The sequence below is a fragment of the Flavimaribacter sediminis genome (assembly GCF_019492055.1).
Lineage (GTDB): Bacteria > Pseudomonadota > Alphaproteobacteria > Rhizobiales > Rhizobiaceae > Flavimaribacter > Flavimaribacter sediminis.
In genome coordinates this window covers 1,607,264-1,624,066 of record NZ_JAICBX010000001.1, presented here as the reverse complement: position 1 = coordinate 1,624,066, position 16,803 = coordinate 1,607,264, and the positions used below count along the sequence as shown (strand labels likewise).

General features: G+C 54.5%; 18 protein-coding genes. 13 read left to right on the top strand and 5 right to left on the bottom strand.

Features of this window, described 5'->3' with window-relative positions:
• The first annotated feature begins 162 nt into the window (after positions 1–162).
• The 4 genes from K1W69_RS07725 to K1W69_RS07710 all read left to right on the top strand — a co-directional run bounded on the left by K1W69_RS07725 (position 163) and on the right by K1W69_RS07710 (position 3,631).
• Positions 163–1,563, top strand: coding sequence for an L-serine ammonia-lyase (locus K1W69_RS07725; RefSeq protein WP_220227702.1), 1,401 nt, complete (start codon positions 163–165; stop codon positions 1,561–1,563).
• Positions 1,564–1,630: 67 nt separating this feature from the next.
• Positions 1,631–2,068, top strand: a complete 438-nt coding sequence (locus tag K1W69_RS07720) for a DUF1489 family protein (RefSeq protein WP_220227701.1) — start codon at positions 1,631–1,633, stop codon at positions 2,066–2,068.
• A 447-nt stretch (positions 2,069–2,515) separates the two neighbouring features.
• Positions 2,516–2,923, top strand: a complete 408-nt coding sequence (locus K1W69_RS27305; protein WP_306308768.1) for a hypothetical protein — start codon at positions 2,516–2,518, stop codon at positions 2,921–2,923.
• A 6-nt stretch (positions 2,924–2,929) separates the two neighbouring features.
• Positions 2,930–3,631, top strand: a complete 702-nt coding sequence (locus tag K1W69_RS07710) for a DnaJ domain-containing protein (RefSeq protein ID WP_220227699.1) — start codon at positions 2,930–2,932, stop codon at positions 3,629–3,631.
• Positions 3,632–3,704: 73 nt separating this feature from the next.
• On the opposite strand, the gene K1W69_RS07705 is transcribed toward K1W69_RS07710, so the two are convergent.
• Entirely contained in the window at positions 3,705–5,039 is a 1,335-nt protein-coding gene (locus K1W69_RS07705) for a D-alanyl-D-alanine carboxypeptidase (RefSeq protein ID WP_220227887.1), read from the bottom strand.
• Positions 5,040–5,331: 292 nt separating this feature from the next.
• On the opposite strand from K1W69_RS07705, the gene K1W69_RS07700 reads away from it, so the two are divergent.
• The 6 genes from K1W69_RS07700 to K1W69_RS07675 all read left to right on the top strand — a co-directional run bounded on the left by K1W69_RS07700 (position 5,332) and on the right by K1W69_RS07675 (position 10,518).
• The gene (locus K1W69_RS07700; RefSeq protein WP_370688203.1) at positions 5,332–5,757 is read left to right on the top strand and encodes a phasin family protein; all 426 of its coding nucleotides are present in this window, start codon (positions 5,332–5,334) and stop codon (positions 5,755–5,757) included.
• A gap of 268 nt (positions 5,758–6,025) precedes the next feature.
• Positions 6,026–6,382, top strand: a complete 357-nt coding sequence (gene clpS / locus K1W69_RS07695) for an ATP-dependent Clp protease adapter ClpS (RefSeq protein WP_220227698.1) — start codon at positions 6,026–6,028, stop codon at positions 6,380–6,382.
• A gap of 10 nt (positions 6,383–6,392) precedes the next feature.
• Complete coding sequence (gene clpA, locus K1W69_RS07690; protein WP_220227697.1) at positions 6,393–8,876, top strand: ATP-dependent Clp protease ATP-binding subunit ClpA; 2,484 nt, start codon at positions 6,393–6,395, stop codon at positions 8,874–8,876.
• Positions 8,877–8,878: 2 nt separating this feature from the next.
• Positions 8,879–9,418, top strand: a complete 540-nt coding sequence (locus K1W69_RS07685; protein WP_220227696.1) for a hypothetical protein — start codon at positions 8,879–8,881, stop codon at positions 9,416–9,418.
• Between the two features lie 16 nt (positions 9,419–9,434).
• A complete protein-coding gene (locus tag K1W69_RS07680) occupies positions 9,435–10,175 on the top strand; it encodes an AzlC family ABC transporter permease (RefSeq protein ID WP_370688202.1) in 741 nt (246 codons plus the stop codon).
• The gene (locus K1W69_RS07675) at positions 10,165–10,518 is read left to right on the top strand and encodes an AzlD domain-containing protein (RefSeq protein WP_220227695.1); all 354 of its coding nucleotides are present in this window, start codon (positions 10,165–10,167) and stop codon (positions 10,516–10,518) included. Before K1W69_RS07680 ends, K1W69_RS07675 begins: the two co-directional genes overlap by 11 nt.
• 42 nt (positions 10,519–10,560) lie before the next feature.
• Here the strand turns inward: K1W69_RS07675 and K1W69_RS07670 are convergent, their stop codons facing one another.
• From K1W69_RS07670 to folE, 3 genes are all read right to left on the bottom strand, one after another.
• Entirely contained in the window at positions 10,561–11,472 is a 912-nt protein-coding gene (locus K1W69_RS07670; RefSeq protein ID WP_220227694.1) for a patatin-like phospholipase family protein, read from the bottom strand.
• Positions 11,473–11,593: 121 nt separating this feature from the next.
• Positions 11,594–12,031: a phosphoribosyl-AMP cyclohydrolase gene (gene hisI / locus K1W69_RS07665; RefSeq protein WP_220227693.1), complete on the bottom strand. Its 438-nt coding sequence runs from the start codon at positions 12,029–12,031 to the stop codon at positions 11,594–11,596.
• A gap of 28 nt (positions 12,032–12,059) precedes the next feature.
• Entirely contained in the window at positions 12,060–12,650 is a 591-nt protein-coding gene (gene folE, locus K1W69_RS07660; RefSeq protein WP_220227692.1) for a GTP cyclohydrolase I FolE, read from the bottom strand.
• 247 nt (positions 12,651–12,897) lie between these two features.
• Between folE and K1W69_RS07655 the strand changes: the two genes are divergently transcribed.
• From K1W69_RS07655 to thrS, 3 genes are all read left to right on the top strand, one after another.
• On the top strand, positions 12,898–13,344 hold the full coding sequence (locus tag K1W69_RS07655) for an iron-sulfur cluster assembly scaffold protein (protein ID WP_220227884.1): 447 nt from the start codon (positions 12,898–12,900) through the stop codon (positions 13,342–13,344).
• Positions 13,345–13,353: 9 nt separating this feature from the next.
• On the top strand, positions 13,354–13,707 hold the full coding sequence (gene yidD / locus K1W69_RS07650) for a membrane protein insertion efficiency factor YidD (protein ID WP_220227691.1): 354 nt from the start codon (positions 13,354–13,356) through the stop codon (positions 13,705–13,707).
• Between the two features lie 134 nt (positions 13,708–13,841).
• Positions 13,842–15,806 carry a threonine--tRNA ligase gene (gene thrS, locus K1W69_RS07645; protein WP_220227690.1) on the top strand — a complete coding sequence of 655 codons (1,965 nt, stop codon included), beginning with the start codon at positions 13,842–13,844 and terminating at the stop codon, positions 15,804–15,806.
• A gap of 43 nt (positions 15,807–15,849) precedes the next feature.
• On the opposite strand, the gene K1W69_RS07640 is transcribed toward thrS, so the two are convergent.
• On the bottom strand, positions 15,850–16,719 hold the full coding sequence (locus tag K1W69_RS07640; RefSeq protein WP_220227689.1) for an RgsD C-terminal domain-containing protein: 870 nt from the start codon (positions 16,717–16,719) through the stop codon (positions 15,850–15,852).
• Positions 16,720–16,803: the final 84 nt, after the last annotated feature.

Sequence of the window (16,803 nt, the reverse complement as noted above, 5' to 3'; positions counted from 1 at the left end):
CTTTATGATTTGTTTTAAAGAGCGGCGTGAGGGTATCCTTACGCCGCTTCTTTTTGTTTCGATGTCGCCCTCATGCCACGGCGTGTCGACAATCCCGGAAGACTCACGAGCGTAAAGAGATATGATAGAGCAACGACGTCTCTAGCATTCCTGGAAACTGCAATGTTCCTTTCGGTATTCGATGTCTTCAAAATAGGAATAGGTCCTTCGAGTTCACACACCATGGGTCCCATGACAGCCGCCAACCGATTTCTGGATGAGATACTCACTGGAGACTGGCCGCGGCCCTATGGCAGCGAGATCGCCGCCCTGAAGGTGAGCCTTCACGGTTCCCTCGCCTATACCGGGATCGGGCACGGCTCGGGGCGGGCTGTTATCCTGGGCCTGTGCGGAGAAAAACCGGACAGCGTTGATCCCGATGCTATGGATGCGATCGTCGACACTGTTGAAAACAGCGGCGTCATGGAGCCGCCCGGACACCCGGCCTATCGCTTTGATCCGGCGTCTGATCTGGTTTTCGACCGCAAGAACCCGCTTCCTGGGCATGCCAACGGGATGACATTCATAGCCTTCGACAAGGACGACCGGCAGCTGTTGCGGAGGATTTATTATTCGATTGGCGGTGGCTTCGTCGTTACGGATCTTGAACTGGACGCCCTGAAAAACGAGACGGAGTATCAAATGTCTGAAGAGATTCCGTATCCTTTCAGCAGCGCCTCCGAAATGTTGGAAATGGCGCAGGCGTCCGGATTGTCCATCGCCGAAATGAAACAGGCGAACGAAGAGACTCGACAGACAGTGGATGAACTTTATTCGGGACTGGATCGAATCTGGTCGGCGATGGGAGGCTGTATCGAGAGAGGCCTGCGGCAGACCGGCGAATTGCCTGGCGGTCTCAGAATAAAGCGGCGTGCGCGCTCCATTCACGAAAAACTGGACAGCGAGTGGAAACGTAATCAGCCAAACCCGTTGCTCGCCAATGACTGGCTAAGTGTCTATGCCATGGCGGTGAATGAAGAGAATGCCTCCGGCGGACGGGTTGTGACGGCGCCGACAAATGGCGCCGCCGGGGTGATCCCCGCGACGATCAAATACTATACGCGGTTTCAGAGCGGGGCTGACCAGAAGGGAATTCGGGAATTTCTGCTGACTGCCGCGGCCATAGGCGGACTGATCAAACACAATGCCTCGATATCCGGAGCAGAAGTCGGCTGCCAGGGTGAGGTGGGTTCGGCCTCGGCTATGGCCGCAGCCGGACTTGCCGCCGTAATGGGCGGAACGCCGCAACAGGTCGAGAATGCCGCTGAAATAGCCCTCGAACATCATCTGGGCATGACGTGTGATCCCGTGGCCGGTCTCGTCCAGGTTCCCTGTATCGAGAGAAACGCAATGGGTGCGGTGAAAGCCGTCACGGCCGCATCACTGGCGCTCAAGGGAGACGGGCAGCATTTCGTGCCGCTCGATGCTTGCGTGGAGACAATGCGTCAGACGGGCATCGATATGAATGAACGCTACAAGGAAACCAGTGAGGGCGGCTTGGCGGTGAACGTGGTGGAATGCTGAGAAGAGTGGTTGTGGACAGCTCGCGAACCGACTTGACCGGTGCGCTGCGAGAGTTACTTGCTGGGGCATGGGTCTTAATCTCGTAAAACTCTGCGTCGGTGTAGATTCGGTCGAAGATCTCGAAACGTGGATTCGCTTCAGATTGAACGAGAAGGAGCGGGCGGGCGAGGAAGTCATCCAGTTTCATACGACACGGATGACTCCAAAACGCGCTGAAGAACTGGTCGACGGCGGATCGCTCTATTGGGTGATCAAGGGCAATATACAGGTTCGACAAGTAATTAATGAAATCCGGCCATTCACCGACCCATCCGGAATTTCTCGATGCCGCATCGTTTTGGAGCCGACACTTGTCCATACGGAGTGGCAGCCACGCAGAGCTTTCCAAGGCTGGCGCTATCTAAAATGCGAAGATGCTCCACGGGATCTGAAGAGTTCCGACGAAGGATTGACCGCTCTACCGCAGGAGCTGCGCAGAGAATTGGCTGAACTCGGTCTCCTGTAACAGAAATTTTTACTGGCGTTTTCGGAGAGCGAGGCAATAACGCCTTCGCACTTCTATTCTCATGCACTACATCACTAAGTGCTATTATAGATACAGAATTGATCGGTGGAGTGTTCGATGAGCGGCAAGGACGTAGACAGGAGGAGCCCCTCCGGAAACCTCAGTCGAAGCGACGACGTCTCTTCCACACAGGAAGTCTCAGCGTTCCTGAAAGCTGCGCGTAACATCGCGCCGGCAACAGACGGAAAAGCCGGAAAACTTGTATTTGCGCTCGATGCAACGATGAGCAGGCAGCCCACCTGGGACGCGGCCTGCAGACTACAAGGCGATATGTTCAACGCGGTTGGACGAGCGGGTGGTCTAAAGGTGCAACTAGTTTATTTTCGTGGGTTTGGCGAATGCAGGTCTTCGCGCTGGGTGTCCGACACGGATCAATTGCGAGATCTAATGACCCGGATCGACTGTCGCGGCGGTCACACGCAGATAGCAAAGGTTCTCCGTCACACGAGGGATGAAGCCGTCAGGGAGCCGCTTAGTGCGCTCGTCTATATCGGCGACGCGATGGAAGAAAGTATCGACCAGCTTTGCGAATTGGCGGGAGAACTTGGAATACGCAAGGCGCCTTGCTTCATGTTTCAGGAAGGGCGGGATCCTGTCGCGCAGACAGCATTTAAGGAAATCGCTCGACTGAGCAAAGGCGCCTATTTTCAGTTCGACGAGAGCGCAGCGAATACTCTTCAAAATTTGCTGAAAGCCGTCGCTGTGTACGCTTCCGGAGGCGTAAAGGCGCTGCAAACAAGCCGCATATCAGAATCAAGACTTTTGCTGGAACAGCTTTCCGGCAAACGCGGCTGAATATCCATGACGGTATTTATCTATCTTGCATTGTTTGCTTTGCTTTTGGGCGGCATAGGCATGGCCCTCTTGCGTCTTGATGCGCGTCAGATTGCCTCGACGCTTCGTATGTCCGCGCCAGTAGCCCTAGGCATATTTGGTCTGATTTTGACAATCACCGGGAGAGGGGCTTTTGGATTTGGACTTATGTCACTGGCTCTTGCAATGTTTACCCGCGCCAGAATGCGCGCGCGTACGACGCCTGGGAGCCGCGGAAACCGAAAATCACGGGTTCGAACCGCAGCGCTGGAAATGGAACTGGACCTTGATACCGGGGAAATGAACGGCCTCGTCCTTGCCGGCCGTTATGAAGGGCAGTTTCTGGCAGACATGAAAAAGGAAGATTTGTATGTCTTGATTCGTGAACTGGAACCCGACCCGGAATCAGTTCAGGTCCTAGAGGCGTATCTTGACCGCAGAGAACCCGCCTGGCGTGACGACCTTGACCCGGACATGGACGAAGGGTTGCGAGCTCCGCCAGCTTCGGGCTCCATGACTGAGGAGGAAGCGTACGAGGTCCTTGGTCTTTCGGTTGGAGCGACGGAGTCTGAAATCCGCGAGGCGCATCGCAGCCTGATGAAACGCGTTCATCCCGATGCCGGAGGTTCTGTTTTTCTCGCGGCCCGCATCAACGAGGCCAAGGATATTCTGTTGAGTCGACATAGGTAAAATCCCCACTACGCAAATACTATTTCAGAGGATATGAACTGACGGTTAAAGCGCCCTTATTTCCTGGCCTAACTTACTGTTGTGTAGCCCAGCAACCGTAACCGTTTTTCTTCAACTGATTACAAGCGCTCCATGCTTCGGACTTGCCGTCAAATCCTGCGAATCGAGCCCGATGCAACTGCTCTCCATTTTGGTTGGTCACCACGGTGAAGGGGCGTGCATTTGAAATGAGGCCACCAGTTTTGGATTTCGCCTCCTGAAGCATTGATTCGGCTTCTGCGCGATCCGGCGTAGCGCCGATCTGCACAACCCAACCGGACGGCGCAGCCGTGCTGGACGTCACGATTTCATCCACATCGCCTTCGCCGATCGTCGTGTCATGCTGCATTTCCGCAACGACTACGGAGGTTTCCGGACGGCCGACTGGAACAACAGCGGCGCGCTGCTGGTTCAGCTGATCAATCAGCGCAGCCTTGCCGATGACCGGTTTTGCTACCGGTATCGGAAATTCGCTGACTTTCTGCTGGTTGGAATAGGCGAGCGCTACGCGCAGCTCTGAGAAATCGCGAGCTTTGGGCACCGGGCCGATCTCGGGTAGCGCGATATAGTATGGGGACGTCGTCTTCGCCACCAGATTGCCTGGACCACGCTTCGAGGCCTTGTTCAGATACTGCGAAATGAGCTTCTGCATCTGGGCGTTGCGACTGGCTCCGGTCTTGCCGCCCATTACGACGGCGACAATCTGCCTGCCATTCGTATTAACGGAACTTACCAGATTGAAACCCGATGCACGAGTGTAACCGGTTTTGATGCCATCGACGCCTTTAACGGCTCCAAGCAGTCGGTTGTGATTTCCGTAGGTCGCTTTGCCGAAACGGAAACTGCGGGTAGAAAAATACTTGTATTCCTTCGGGAAGTGCTCACGAAGAGCAATGCCAAGACGCGCCATGTCGCGCGCTGTTGTCTTCTGAGCTGTGTTGGGAAGACCGTGCGCATTCCTGAAGGTGGTCTTCGTCATGCCGAGCGAGCGCGCCTTTTGCGTCATCTGCCGGGCGAACTCAGCCTCCGAGCCGCCAAGATGCTCGGCGACGGCCGTAGATACGTCATTGGCGGATTTTGTGACCAGCGCGTAGATCGCCTGTTCGGCCGTAATTGTACTGCCCGCAGAAAGTCCGAGTTTGGAGGGCGGTTCGGCTGCAGCCTTTGAAGATACGCGAATGCGCGTGCCTTTTGTTATCCGCCCCTGTTCGATCGCCTCGAACATCAAATAAAGCGTCATCATCTTTGTAAGCGAAGCAGGATACCGATAGCTGTCAGCACTCGATGAATAGAGTGTCTTGCCAGTTTTCGCGTCGACAACGATGCCGGCGTACTTTGAATTGGCCGTTGCCTGTCCTGTATGGGTCATCGCAAGAGCGACGAACGCGAGCAACAGGATTTTGGCGATTCTCGTAGAAACCGGATTGGCGAGATGGAACTGTGTCTTTGTCACTGCTTCGGTCCAATATATTTACGCTGCACACATACGGATCCAAAAGGCCTGCCGAGGCGTTTCTTGATCCGACAATTGTGTTGCAGTTTAGGCAAGTAGCGTTACCAATCCGTTTATGGTTTCCGATTCCTTTTCACCGACAGAGACGATACCGACAAACGCTGCACTGCACAAAAAATATTGACAAAATTGTGCGGCGCAACTAAAAATGAATGTGACCGGCGCACTCCGTATGCCCCAAGGTCTAACCCAGCCCCCCACAATACTACAAGTAGGATACACCATGTTTTCTTATGACGACGCCAGCAAAATGGGCAAAGAAATGATGGACAACATGCTGACAAATTACTCGGCGACGGCTCAGGCCCTCCAGGCGCTGGCCACCGAAATGTCAGATTACTCCAAAAAAACCTACGAAGGTAATTCCGCTGCATTTGAGAAACTCATGGCGGCGAAAAGCTTCGACAAGGCTTTCGAAATCCAGAGCGACTACGCAAAAAACGCCTATGAGGAATTCATGGCGGAAGCGACGAAAATGAGCGAGATGTGCATGGAACTCGCACGGAAGGCCTACGAGCCATACGAGTCCGCAGTCGCTGCAGCCACGCCGCCTGCTACCAAGAAGGCGGCCTGATCGAGGTTCGCCATCAGACTGCAAATTATTCTGCTTGACCCGGCGGCATAACGCGGCCGGGTTTTTTGTCTCTTGAGCTTTGCGTTTGTGACATTACGGCCTCGAACTCGCGGGAACATGAAGGACTGATTGCAGGAAATTTGAAATTTGCCGGCGCCAGGGCTGAAAACCATATTGAAAAAGACTAGATAAAGGACACAATTGTGTTGGAGTTCATGCCCAAGGTAACCGCGTGACTAGGCAAAACAGAATCGGACGAGAAAAACTAATGTCGGCGCATCCTGCCCGCGCAGGTGACAAGAACAAAGATGACAACGAAGACGGAAAAGGTAACGGCGTCTCCGTCATCACGCGTACCCGCAAGAAACTCAAAAAGCCGAGTCTGTATCGCGTTCTATTGCTCAATGACGATTACACGCCCATGGAATTCGTAGTTCATGTGCTGGAGCGTTTCTTTTTCAAAGATCGCGAAGCAGCCACCCGGATCATGCTTCATGTTCACAATCACGGTGTTGGTGAATGTGGGGTCTTTACATATGAGGTGGCAGAAACCAAAGTTACTCAGGTCATGGATTTTGCCCGACAGAACCAGCACCCGTTACAATGTGTAATGGAAAAGAAATGAGGATACGGTAGTGCCGACATTTTCTCAGAGTCTGGAAAAAGCACTGCATCAGGCGTTGACCTTCGCGAATGATCGTCATCACGAGTACGCAACACTGGAACATCTCTTGCTGGCGCTGATGGACGATCAGGACGCAGCAGCGGTAATGAGAGCCTGCGGCGTCAATCTCGAAGCTCTGCGCTCCACCATCACTGAATATATAGATAACGAGTTGCATAACCTCGTCACGGGGTATGACGAAGATTCGAAGCCGACGTCCGGATTCCAGCGCGTCATCCAGCGGGCGGTCATTCACGTTCAATCATCTGGTCGTGAGGAGGTGACGGGCGCCAGTGTGCTCGTTGCAATCTTTGCAGAGCGAGAAAGCCACGCTGCTTATTTCCTTCAAGAACAGGAAATGACACGCTACGATGCGGTCAACTTTATATCTCACGGGATCGCAAAGAGGCCCGGAGCGTCGGATACCCGCGCTGTCCGCGGCGCCGAAGAATCAGAAGCCGAAAATCAAAGCTCATCGTCGGATTCCGAGGAAACGACGAAGCAGAAGAACCAGGATGCATTGACCGCTTATTGCGTCGATCTCAACCAGAAGGCTCGCGACGGCAAGGTCGATCCGCTGATCGGTCGTGAAAAGGAAGTAAATCGCACGATCCAGATTCTGTGCCGCAGATCGAAAAACAACCCGCTCTATGTCGGGGATCCGGGCGTTGGAAAAACCGCGATCGCCGAAGGGCTGGCTCGTCGCATTATTCACGGCGATGTGCCCGAAGTGCTTCTGGACTCTACCATCTATGCGCTCGACATGGGCGCGTTGTTGGCCGGCACGCGATATCGTGGTGATTTCGAGGAGCGGTTAAAACAGGTTGTCAAGGAACTCGAACAGACCGAGGGCGCTGTATTATTCATCGACGAGATTCACACCGTCATTGGCGCCGGCGCGACGTCGGGCGGCGCGATGGACGCTTCCAATCTGTTGAAGCCGGCTCTTTCTTCCGGTTCGATTCGTTGCATTGGATCGACGACATACAAGGAATTTCGCCAGTTCTTTGAGAAGGACCGGGCTCTCGTGCGTCGGTTCCAGAAAATCGACGTCAACGAACCCAGTATCGACGACGCCATCGAGATACTGGAGGGGTTGAAGCCGTATTACGAGGACTATCACAGGGTCAAATACAGTTCCGGCGCAATCAAGGCGGCCGTGGAATTGTCTGCACGTTATATCAGCGACCGAAAATTGCCGGACAAGGCGATTGACGTGATAGACGAAACCGGCGCTTCCCAGATGCTGATTGAAGAAAACAAGCGTCGGAAGATGATCACAAACAAGGAGATCGAATCGACGATCGCGACGATGGCGCGCATTCCGCCGAAATCTGTCTCCAAGGATGACAAGCATGTTCTTGCCAACCTCGACAAGGAACTGCGAAGCGTCGTTTACGGCCAGGACAGCGCTATCGAAGCGCTCTCCTCAGCGATCAAGCTCGCCAGGGCAGGGCTGAGGGAACCGGACAAGCCAATCGGCAGCTATCTGTTCTCTGGTCCCACGGGTGTTGGAAAAACCGAGGTCGCCCGCCAACTTGCCAGTTCACTTGGCGTAGAGCTGCTGCGGTTCGACATGTCGGAATATATGGAGCGGCACACGGTTTCGCGTCTGTTGGGCGCGCCTCCCGGGTATGTTGGATTTGATCAGGGTGGTCTGTTGACCGATGGCGTGGACCAGCATCCGCATTGCGTGTTGCTTCTCGACGAAATCGAAAAGGCCCATCCAGATCTGTTCAATATTTTGCTGCAGGTCATGGATCACGGCAAACTGACGGATCACAACGGCAAGCAGATCGATTTCCGCAACGTCATTCTGATCATGACGACCAATGCCGGCGCATCCGATCTGGCCAAGGCTGCGATCGGTTTCGGTTCCTCAAAGCGTGAAGGCGACGATATCGAGGCCATCAACCGGATGTTCACTCCGGAATTCAGAAACCGCCTTGATGCGATCATTCCGTTCGGATCGCTGCCTACGCCAGTCATCCATCAGGTCGTCCAGAAATTCGTCATGCAACTGGAAGCGCAACTTGCCGAACGCGGCGTGACATTCGAACTGACGGACGACGCTGTCGGTTGGCTGGCCGACAAGGGTTATGACGAACAAATGGGCGCCCGTCCGCTTGCCCGCGTCATACAGGAACACATCAAGAAAAAGCTTGCAGACGAAGTGCTGTTTGGCAAGCTGAAGCGCGGAGGAACGGTGAAAGTATCCGTTGAGACGCGCGACGATGGTTCCACAGGTCTTGCTCTTGAAGCCATCCCGGACAAGCCACCGGCAAAGCCCAAGAACAAAACTTCATCGCAGCCGAGGAAAACGGCGGCGAAGGCCAAGGCGTCATCTGCCAGCAAAGCTGGCGATGGCGCTGCAGACGACAAGCCGGAACCGGGCGGATCGACAGCGCGAAAAAAGGCAACGAGCACCGTTCCAAAAGTACCTCGCAAGTCCTGATAGTGGATGCGGTCGAGGCAAGCATCCGCGATCGCCTGCACGAGGGCGATCGCCGGGAAACTGCCCCCAGTGAAACTGTCGCCGCAATGGCGCTCTCCGATTCCAAAGTCCTTGGGGCGGTTCTGGAGTGTCTTGATGACCCGGACCCCGGGGTGGTGTCGCATGCAGCGCACGCATTGATGCGCGTTGGCGAGCAACGTCCCGAACTCTTTGAACCCTTTTGCGATTTCCTGCTTGAACGTCTTGCCCGTCTGAAGCAGTGGGAGATCGGAGAGCAATTGCCCAAGATACTCGTTAGAGTCAATTTGTCGGATTTCCAGGTGGAGGCGTTGGTGAGAACGCTCGAAAGAAACATTGCGAGTGAGTGGTCCATCGTTGCAGCCTGCAGTCTGCAGGCAATCGTGGACCTAGCAATGTCCGGACGCATCGACGCACAACGCGCCAAAACCCATCTTGATTCAGCGCTCACCAGCAAGCGCAAGGCGCTCGCGGCCCGCGCGCGTCGGCTAAGCGCGAGGTTAGCACAGGCCACTATGTCGTGATCAGGGCTTTGCAAAAGTGAAACGCGTCGACAGCGAAAAATCTTCATTGCAATGGTTTCTGAGAGGCGCTGCGGGAATCATATCCATACCCGCCTTCATTCTGATGGGCGCGTTCGTCGGGTTCTGTTCATTTTCATATGAAACGGGCGTGCCTATGGTCCAGGTCGCCTTCATGACGGGAATGATGTGGGCATTGCCGGGACAACTGATACTGATCGGGGCGATGATCGCAGGCGCGTCGCTGCCGGCTGCCGCAATCGCCGTCGGACTATCTTCGATGCGGCTAATGCCGATGGTGACCGTGCTGATACCGGAAATACGAAGCAAGTCGACGCCGACGTGGAAGCTTCTGTTTCTCTCTCATTTCATTGCGGTTACCACGTGGGTCTATACCATGCAGAATGTCCGCGATATTCCGGAAAATGGACGACTGCCTTTCTTTGCCGGTTTCGGAATAACCATGACCTGTGCCAATGTCGTTCTGGTCGCTGTGCTCTATGGCGTTATCGACAGATTACCGGAAATGGTGGCGGGCGCGCTGTTCTTCCTGACGCCGATCTATTTTATTACCTCCATATGGGCTTCCGCCCGCACCCCGGAAGTCTATTTCGCGATGGTGGCCGGGCTAATACTGGGGCCGATTTTCCACCATCTTACACCAGGGTATTCGATCCTGGTCGCCGGCATTGCCGGCGGCATTGTCGCCTTCGCACTGGAAAGAACGATTCGCAAATTCAGAGGCGCTGATGAGTCCTGACAGTCTCTTTGACAATGGGTACTGGACCTATCTCTACATCCTGATCGCCGGATGGCTCGTAACCGATGTCTGGCGCTGGTTGGGAGTTCTCATTGGGAATCGGCTGAGCAATGATTCAGAAGTCATGTACCTGGTGCGGTCGATCGCCACGGCGCTGGTAGCCGCAGTCATCGCACAAATGGTTCTTTATCCATCCGGGGCCCTGTCGACGACGCCTGTATGGCTTCGCATCAGCGCATGCGCCATAGGCTTTTCAGCATTTCTGCTGTCCCGTCAGAGGATGATTGTCGGAATTATCGTTGCTGAGGTCGTGTTGTTTGGCGGTCTTTTCGCAATGTCCTGATCGCCTGGCTTGTGATGCTGAGGCCTGGCTTTGCAATCGTGTTCAGACGAGAACTTCACAAAGCCTCCGCAATTCGGCCATACGCGCTTTAGCTTCCTCGTAGCCGCGATCGATCGCATCCGATGCGCGATGGAAATCAGCGAGTCCGATCTCGCCCAATTTTGGGAGAAGAAGCAGGTCGGGCGGATCACCGGCAAGCCGCGCCCGCGCAATGCGATCCTGAATAATGTTGTAGGATTCGACCATGACATTGGTCATTCCAATTTTTCGGGCTTTTTTACGATCGGTCTTGTCGATCTGCATTGCGCCTTTTTCCAAAACTTCCGACGCATGATGTTTGATGACGGCTGACCGCCCATAGAGTTCTTGTTGGAGATTGACGGCGACCACCAACGGCGCTTCATGGGCGCGGCAAACGGAAACCGGCACAGGATTGACCAAAGCTCCGTCAACCAGAGTGCGGCCATTGCACAGCACTGGTTCGAAAATACCTGGCAATGCGTAAGACGCGTGAATGGCGGTGACCAGAGACCCGCTGTGTATCCAGATTTCGTGTCCGGTGGAGATCTCGGTCGCGACAGAAACGAATGGTCTGTCCAGATCGTCGATGTCCATGCCTTCCAGATGCTGGCGCATCCGCTTGCTCAAGCGCATACCGGCAAACAAGCCGCTTCCGCCAACAGCAAAATCCAGCAGGGCGACAATTCGGCGCAAGGTCAGGCTTCTTGCAAACTCTTCGAGTTCGTCGAGTTTGCCGGCAAGATAACATCCTCCGACAAGCGCGCCGATGGAAGTGCCAGCCACCATTCCGACCTTGATTCCGGCCTCATCGAGAGCGCGCAGAACGCCGATATGGGCCCAGCCGCGAGCGGCCCCGCCACCGAGTGCAAGCGCAATCGATCCTTTTTCTGTCTTGTCCAGCACGATTATCCCCGTGGAATTGCCATGCCGCATACTCGGCGGAAACTTCTGTTCAAAATATGGACAATTTCAATATCGGAAGTCCACATCAGTTTTTCTATAGCAATTGATACGCCAGCAGCAGAATTATCGATTAGATCGTTTCCCGACTAAGTCACCCGTAAACATTACTCGGATCAAAAAGCGGCTTTGATTCATCCAAGCGGAGCAGGGGACCATGATCAGTCGCCTCAATACGTCGATAAAAACAACTGCGCCGCCCCGTATGACAAGTCGCTGAATAACCGGCGACCCGCACCTTCAGCCAGATCGCGTCCTGATCGCAATCGATCCTGGCTTCCGTGACCGTCTGGAGATTTCCCGAGGTTTCCCCCTTTTTCCAGAGTTGCTTGCGCGACCGACTGTAGTAATGCGCGATTCCGGTTGACATAGTCAGGTCCAGAGCTTCGCGATTCATATGCGCCAGCATCAAAACTGTTCCGTCGTCCGCGTCGGTGACGACGGCGGTAACCAGACCATTGACGTCGAAGCGCGGCGTCAAAGCCTCGCCCTCCTCAAGAGCCTGCTTGTCTGCGGCGGTCGCGTTGCACATACTTTTTTGCCCTCGCAGGGTTTGCCGTTTAAGCGGAGTCGCGCAGCATAGTCATGAAGCGAAGCTGGCTGTTGACGTCATTCTTGAAACTGCCGCGAAAAGTTGTCGTCATGGTGGTCGAGCCCTGCAGGCGAATCCCGCGCATGGCCATACACATATGCTCGGCCTCGATAACGACTGCCACGCCAAGCGGACGCAGATGGGTTTCGATCGCGTCGGCAATCTGCGCCGTCATTGCCTCCTGTGTCTGCAATCTCCGGGCGTACATATCCACGACACGCACCAGCTTTGATAAGCCTACGACCCGGCGATCCGGGAGATATCCTATGTGGGCTTTCCCGATAATCGGGACCAAGTGGTGCTCACAATGAGAGAAGAAATTGATGTCCTTTATCAGAACGATGTCTTCATACCCTGCAACTTCCTCGAACGTGCGCCCCAGGACCTCTTCAGGCGACTTGCCATAACCGGAAAACAGCTCGCCATAAGCGGCGGCTACGCGAGAAGGCGTGTCGATGAGGCCTTCGCGAGTGGTGTCGTCACCGATCCAGCGCAACAGGGTTTCAACTGCGGCCTCCGCCTCTGCTCTTGACGGTTTTTTCTGAACAATTGCATCCATGACTGTATATTCTCCGCGGCACGCTCAAGCCCTATATTACATTTACAAAGCGGATCAGGCGGTCGTCGCCCTGAGCAGGCCGCTTGCTTGCACCGTCTGCACCATGTGTCAAGGTTTCTGTGTCACGGCGCCAAACGGCACTTGTAATGACATTACAAAGGACCAAAATAGTGTATAGAAACGGCAATTGCCAGTGTCGCAGCGTGTCAAGAAATCAATGCAGAGTTCCGCAAGGCGCAAGCACATGATCGACGAAGTGTACAATGAAAAGATTCTGGAGTTTGCCGGCAACATACCGAATGTCGGGGAAATGGAGGATGCAGACGCAACTGCGCGCGCCCATTCAAAGCTTTGCGGCTCTACGGTCAACATATGGCTGAAGATGGACGGCGATGTCGTGAGCGACTTTTCCCATACCGTCAAGGCCTGCGCGCTCGGCCAAGCCTCGTCTTCCATAATGGCGCGCAACATTGTCGGAGCAACAACTGACGAATTGCGCGGCGTTCGCAAAACAATGTATGCGATGCTGAAGGAGAACGGACCGCCTCCAACAGGGCGTTTCGAGGATTTGAAATATCTCGAACCTGTACGCGACTATCGCGCGCGTCACGCCTCGACCTTGTTAACTTTTGATGCCGTCGTTGATGCGCTTGATCAAATCGAACAGTCCCGTGCGGACGGAGCGGCAGCTTGAGAAATTGACATGAATTGCCGGTGTGACGGAGCGCGCCAGAAGGCGAATGGGCGCAACTTTGCAGGTCCGTATCGCAAGACGCCCGGACGATTGCTTGGCATGTCCATCATCAGGCTTTACCAGATTACGCTTTCAAGTCTGATCGGGAATACGTGTCGGCATTTGCCGACTTGCTCTGAGTACGGATATGAAGCGATTGCAAGACATGGTCTCTGGCAAGGTGGTTGGATGACATTTTTTCGTGTCGTTCGGTGTGGCCCAGGCGGATCGCATGGTTACGATCCGGTGCCGGAAGCTCCGCCTCATGGAGCAAGGTGGTATCTGCCGTGGCGGTATTTCATAAGGGCTGACCGGACAGCCTGACATTCACAGTTTCCAGCAAGGAAAAGTTGCGCTAAAAGGCCCGCGGTTTTCAAGGGTTCCACTCAGGACGCCAGTTGGAGATCGATGTTCAACCACCCGCATTCGTTGGCGGGACTGGATAGGAGTAAAAACCAGTGTCAGAACAGATTCCCCTTGTTTTTCCAGATGGCTCGGAACGTTCCTTCGAAGCGGGAACGACCGGACGGGAAGTCGCACAGAGCATCTCCAAGTCTCTTGCCAAAAAGGCTGTGGCGATCGCAATCGACGGAACCATTCAGGATCTCGGCGATGTCGTGACTGCCGGAGAATTGCAAATTCTCACTCGTGAAGATCCACGCGCGCTGGAACTGATACGGCACGACGCTGCGCATGTCATGGCAGAAGCGGTTCAGGAACTGTATCCGGGCACGCAAGTCACGATCGGTCCAGTGATCGAAAACGGATTTTACTACGACTTCGCGCGCAATCAGCCCTTTACTCCAGACGACCTACCCAGAATCGAAAAAAAGATGCGGGAGATCATTGCTCGCAACAAACCTTTCCAAAAGGAAATCTGGTCTCGGGAAAAGGCGAAAAAGACCTTCTCGGACATGGGCGAGTCCTACAAGATGGAATTGGTGGATGCGATTCCAGAAGGCGAGGACGTAAAGATCTATAGTCAGGGCGACTGGTTCGATCTTTGCCGGGGCCCCCATATGGCTTCGACAGGCCAGATCGGTAACGCCTTCAAACTCATGAAAGTTGCTGGCGCCTATTGGCGTGGCGACTCAAACAACCCGATGCTGACGCGCATTTACGGTACGGCGTGGGCGGACCAAAAGGAACTCGACGCCTATCTGCATATGCTGGAAGAGGCGGAGAAACGAGACCATCGCCGTCTCGGCCGGGAAATGGACTTGTTCCATTTTCAGGAAGAAGGACCTGGCGTGGTTTTCTGGCATCCGAAGGGATGGCGCATGTTTCAGAACCTCGTCAGCTACATGCGCCGACGGACCGATGAGCACGGTTATCAGGAAGTCAACGCGCCTCAGATCCTGGACAAGGCCCTTTGGGAGACCTCCGGTCACTGGGATTGGTATCGCGAGAACATGTTCATCACAAAGACGGAGGATGAGCGTGTCTTTGCGATTAAACCGATGAACTGTCCAGGCCACGTTCAAATATTCAAGCATGGCTTGAAAAGTTATAGGGAACTACCTGTAAGGCTTGCCGAATTTGGTTCTGTGCATCGGTATGAACCATCCGGCGCGTTGCATGGGCTTATGCGCGTGCGCGGTTTCACGCAGGACGACGCGCACGTCTTCTGCACCGACGAGCAGATGGCTTCCGAGTGTCTGCGCATCAATGACCTGATCCTGAGCACCTATGCCGATTTCGGCTTCGACGAGTTTACGGTCAAATTGTCGACGCGACCCGACAAGCGGGTGGGCGACGATGCGCTGTGGGACCGGGCGGAGGCCGTCATGTCGGAAGTGCTGGCGATTATCGAGGCGCAGTCGGACGGCAAAATAAAAACCGGCGTCATGCCTGGCGAGGGCGCATTCTATGGCCCGAAATTCGAATATACGCTGCGTGACGCCATCGGACGCGAGTGGCAGTGCGGTACGACACAGGTGGACTTCAATTTGCCTGAACGCTTTGGTGCGTTCTATATCGACAGTGACTCTGAAAAGAAGCAGCCGGTTATGATTCATCGTGCAATCTGCGGGTCGATGGAGCGCTTTCTCGGAATACTCATCGAGAATTACACCGGGCATTTCCCTCTGTGGTTTGCGCCGCTCCATGTTGTCGTCGCGACGATCACCTCGGATGCAGATCAATATGGCAATCAGGTTGCCGAACGCCTGAAAAAGGCTGGCTTAAGGGTGGAAACGGACTTCCGGAACGAGAAGATCAACTACAAGGTCAGGGAACATTCTCTGACGAAGGTTCCGGTGATACTCGTATGCGGTAAACGCGAAGCCGAGGAAAACACCGTCAACATGCGACGTCTCGGAAGCAGGGACCAGCAATCGCTTTCGCTTGATGAAGCTGTATCCATGCTTGTCGACGAAGCAATGCCTCCGGACATCAGACGTCGGGAGGCAGGTGAGTCCTGACAAGTATCATGTCCGGATCGAACGCGATCCGGACATGGACTTTTTACTGATCGAGTATGACTTCGACGTCGGTGTCGCGTCCTGCGACGACCTGGAAGTCCCGGCGATAGAGATTGTCCTTATGCCGTGCGATAGCCGTGTACTGACCTTCAGCCAGAACAAGTGAAGGAAAGGCGCCAACGCTTTCACTGATAAGGTCGCCAGCTGAGTTGGTGATCGACCAGGCCGTGTCTGCGATCGCTTCCCCGCCTTCCTCGGCGACGAGTTTGAGCGTGAGGTTGGCGGCCCGGTGCTGGATCGTCGCTTCTGTAAGTTTTCCGGCTTCCACCCTTATGTCCGAACGGATCACCGCATTCACGTTCCCGTATTCGGACACCACATGGTACGTTCCCTCGTTCAGTCTAACGATCTGATTAGGTTTGACTTTGGCGATTACGAGTGGCCGCTGTTCGTTATCATCACGTTCATCGGCGTAAATTGAAAAACTCAGTTTTGAAATTGGTATTCGACCGTCATTGCCAGACACAGCGTCGAGAACAAGGCCGCCAGCGTTAAGGATGAAATCGCGGTTATCGGCGGCATAGACAGGAACAATCAATTTCTTCGTAACGCCCGCCAATCCAAACGCGACATGGACGAGGTATTCCCCGGGTTCGAATTCGAAGAGCGCTTCTCCTCCCTCGGACTGTGCGAGGAGCGGCATCTTGCCGCTTTCGTCCGTTGTGGGATCAAAGACCCGCCATACAAGACCATGTTTCAGCGGTGCGCCGTCTCCGGTCAGCTTGGCTTCGAGTCGAATATTGTAAGTGCCTTCGGGTGTTTCCGTTGGCGCCATCGATTGCGGGGCAAATTCCGTCAATCCTGGGAAAAGCGCCGATGACGGCGCCGTCAGGGTTTCGATTTCCTGAGCCAAGGCGCCAGCGGGTCTAGACAATGTAAAAAGGCAAACTGCCCCCAGAACAAGAAAGCGATTCAACGATATCATGACAATTCCACT

Bases quoted from the DNA above. Each gene is read 5' to 3' on its own strand.
- clpS (WP_220227698.1), top strand. From the start codon at position 6,026: ATGTCGGCGCATCCTGCCCGCGCAGGTGACAAGAACAAAGATGACAAC.
- K1W69_RS07700 (WP_370688203.1), top strand. From the start codon at position 5,332: ATGAATGTGACCGGCGCACTCCGTATGCCCCAAGGTCTAACCCAGCCC.
- K1W69_RS07670 (WP_220227694.1), bottom strand. From the start codon at position 11,472: ATGCGGCATGGCAATTCCACGGGGATAATCGTGCTGGACAAGACAGAA.
- K1W69_RS27305 (WP_306308768.1), top strand. From the start codon at position 2,516: ATGACCCGGATCGACTGTCGCGGCGGTCACACGCAGATAGCAAAGGTT.
- K1W69_RS07710 (WP_220227699.1), top strand. From the start codon at position 2,930: ATGACGGTATTTATCTATCTTGCATTGTTTGCTTTGCTTTTGGGCGGC.
- K1W69_RS07725 (WP_220227702.1), top strand. From the start codon at position 163: ATGTTCCTTTCGGTATTCGATGTCTTCAAAATAGGAATAGGTCCTTCG.
- folE (WP_220227692.1), bottom strand. From the start codon at position 12,650: ATGGATGCAATTGTTCAGAAAAAACCGTCAAGAGCAGAGGCGGAGGCC.
- K1W69_RS07675 (WP_220227695.1), top strand. From the start codon at position 10,165: ATGAGTCCTGACAGTCTCTTTGACAATGGGTACTGGACCTATCTCTAC.
- K1W69_RS07705 (WP_220227887.1), bottom strand. From the start codon at position 5,039: ATGACCCATACAGGACAGGCAACGGCCAATTCAAAGTACGCCGGCATC.
- K1W69_RS07720 (WP_220227701.1), top strand. From the start codon at position 1,631: ATGGGTCTTAATCTCGTAAAACTCTGCGTCGGTGTAGATTCGGTCGAA.
- yidD (WP_220227691.1), top strand. From the start codon at position 13,354: ATGAATTGCCGGTGTGACGGAGCGCGCCAGAAGGCGAATGGGCGCAAC.
- hisI (WP_220227693.1), bottom strand. From the start codon at position 12,031: ATGTGCAACGCGACCGCCGCAGACAAGCAGGCTCTTGAGGAGGGCGAG.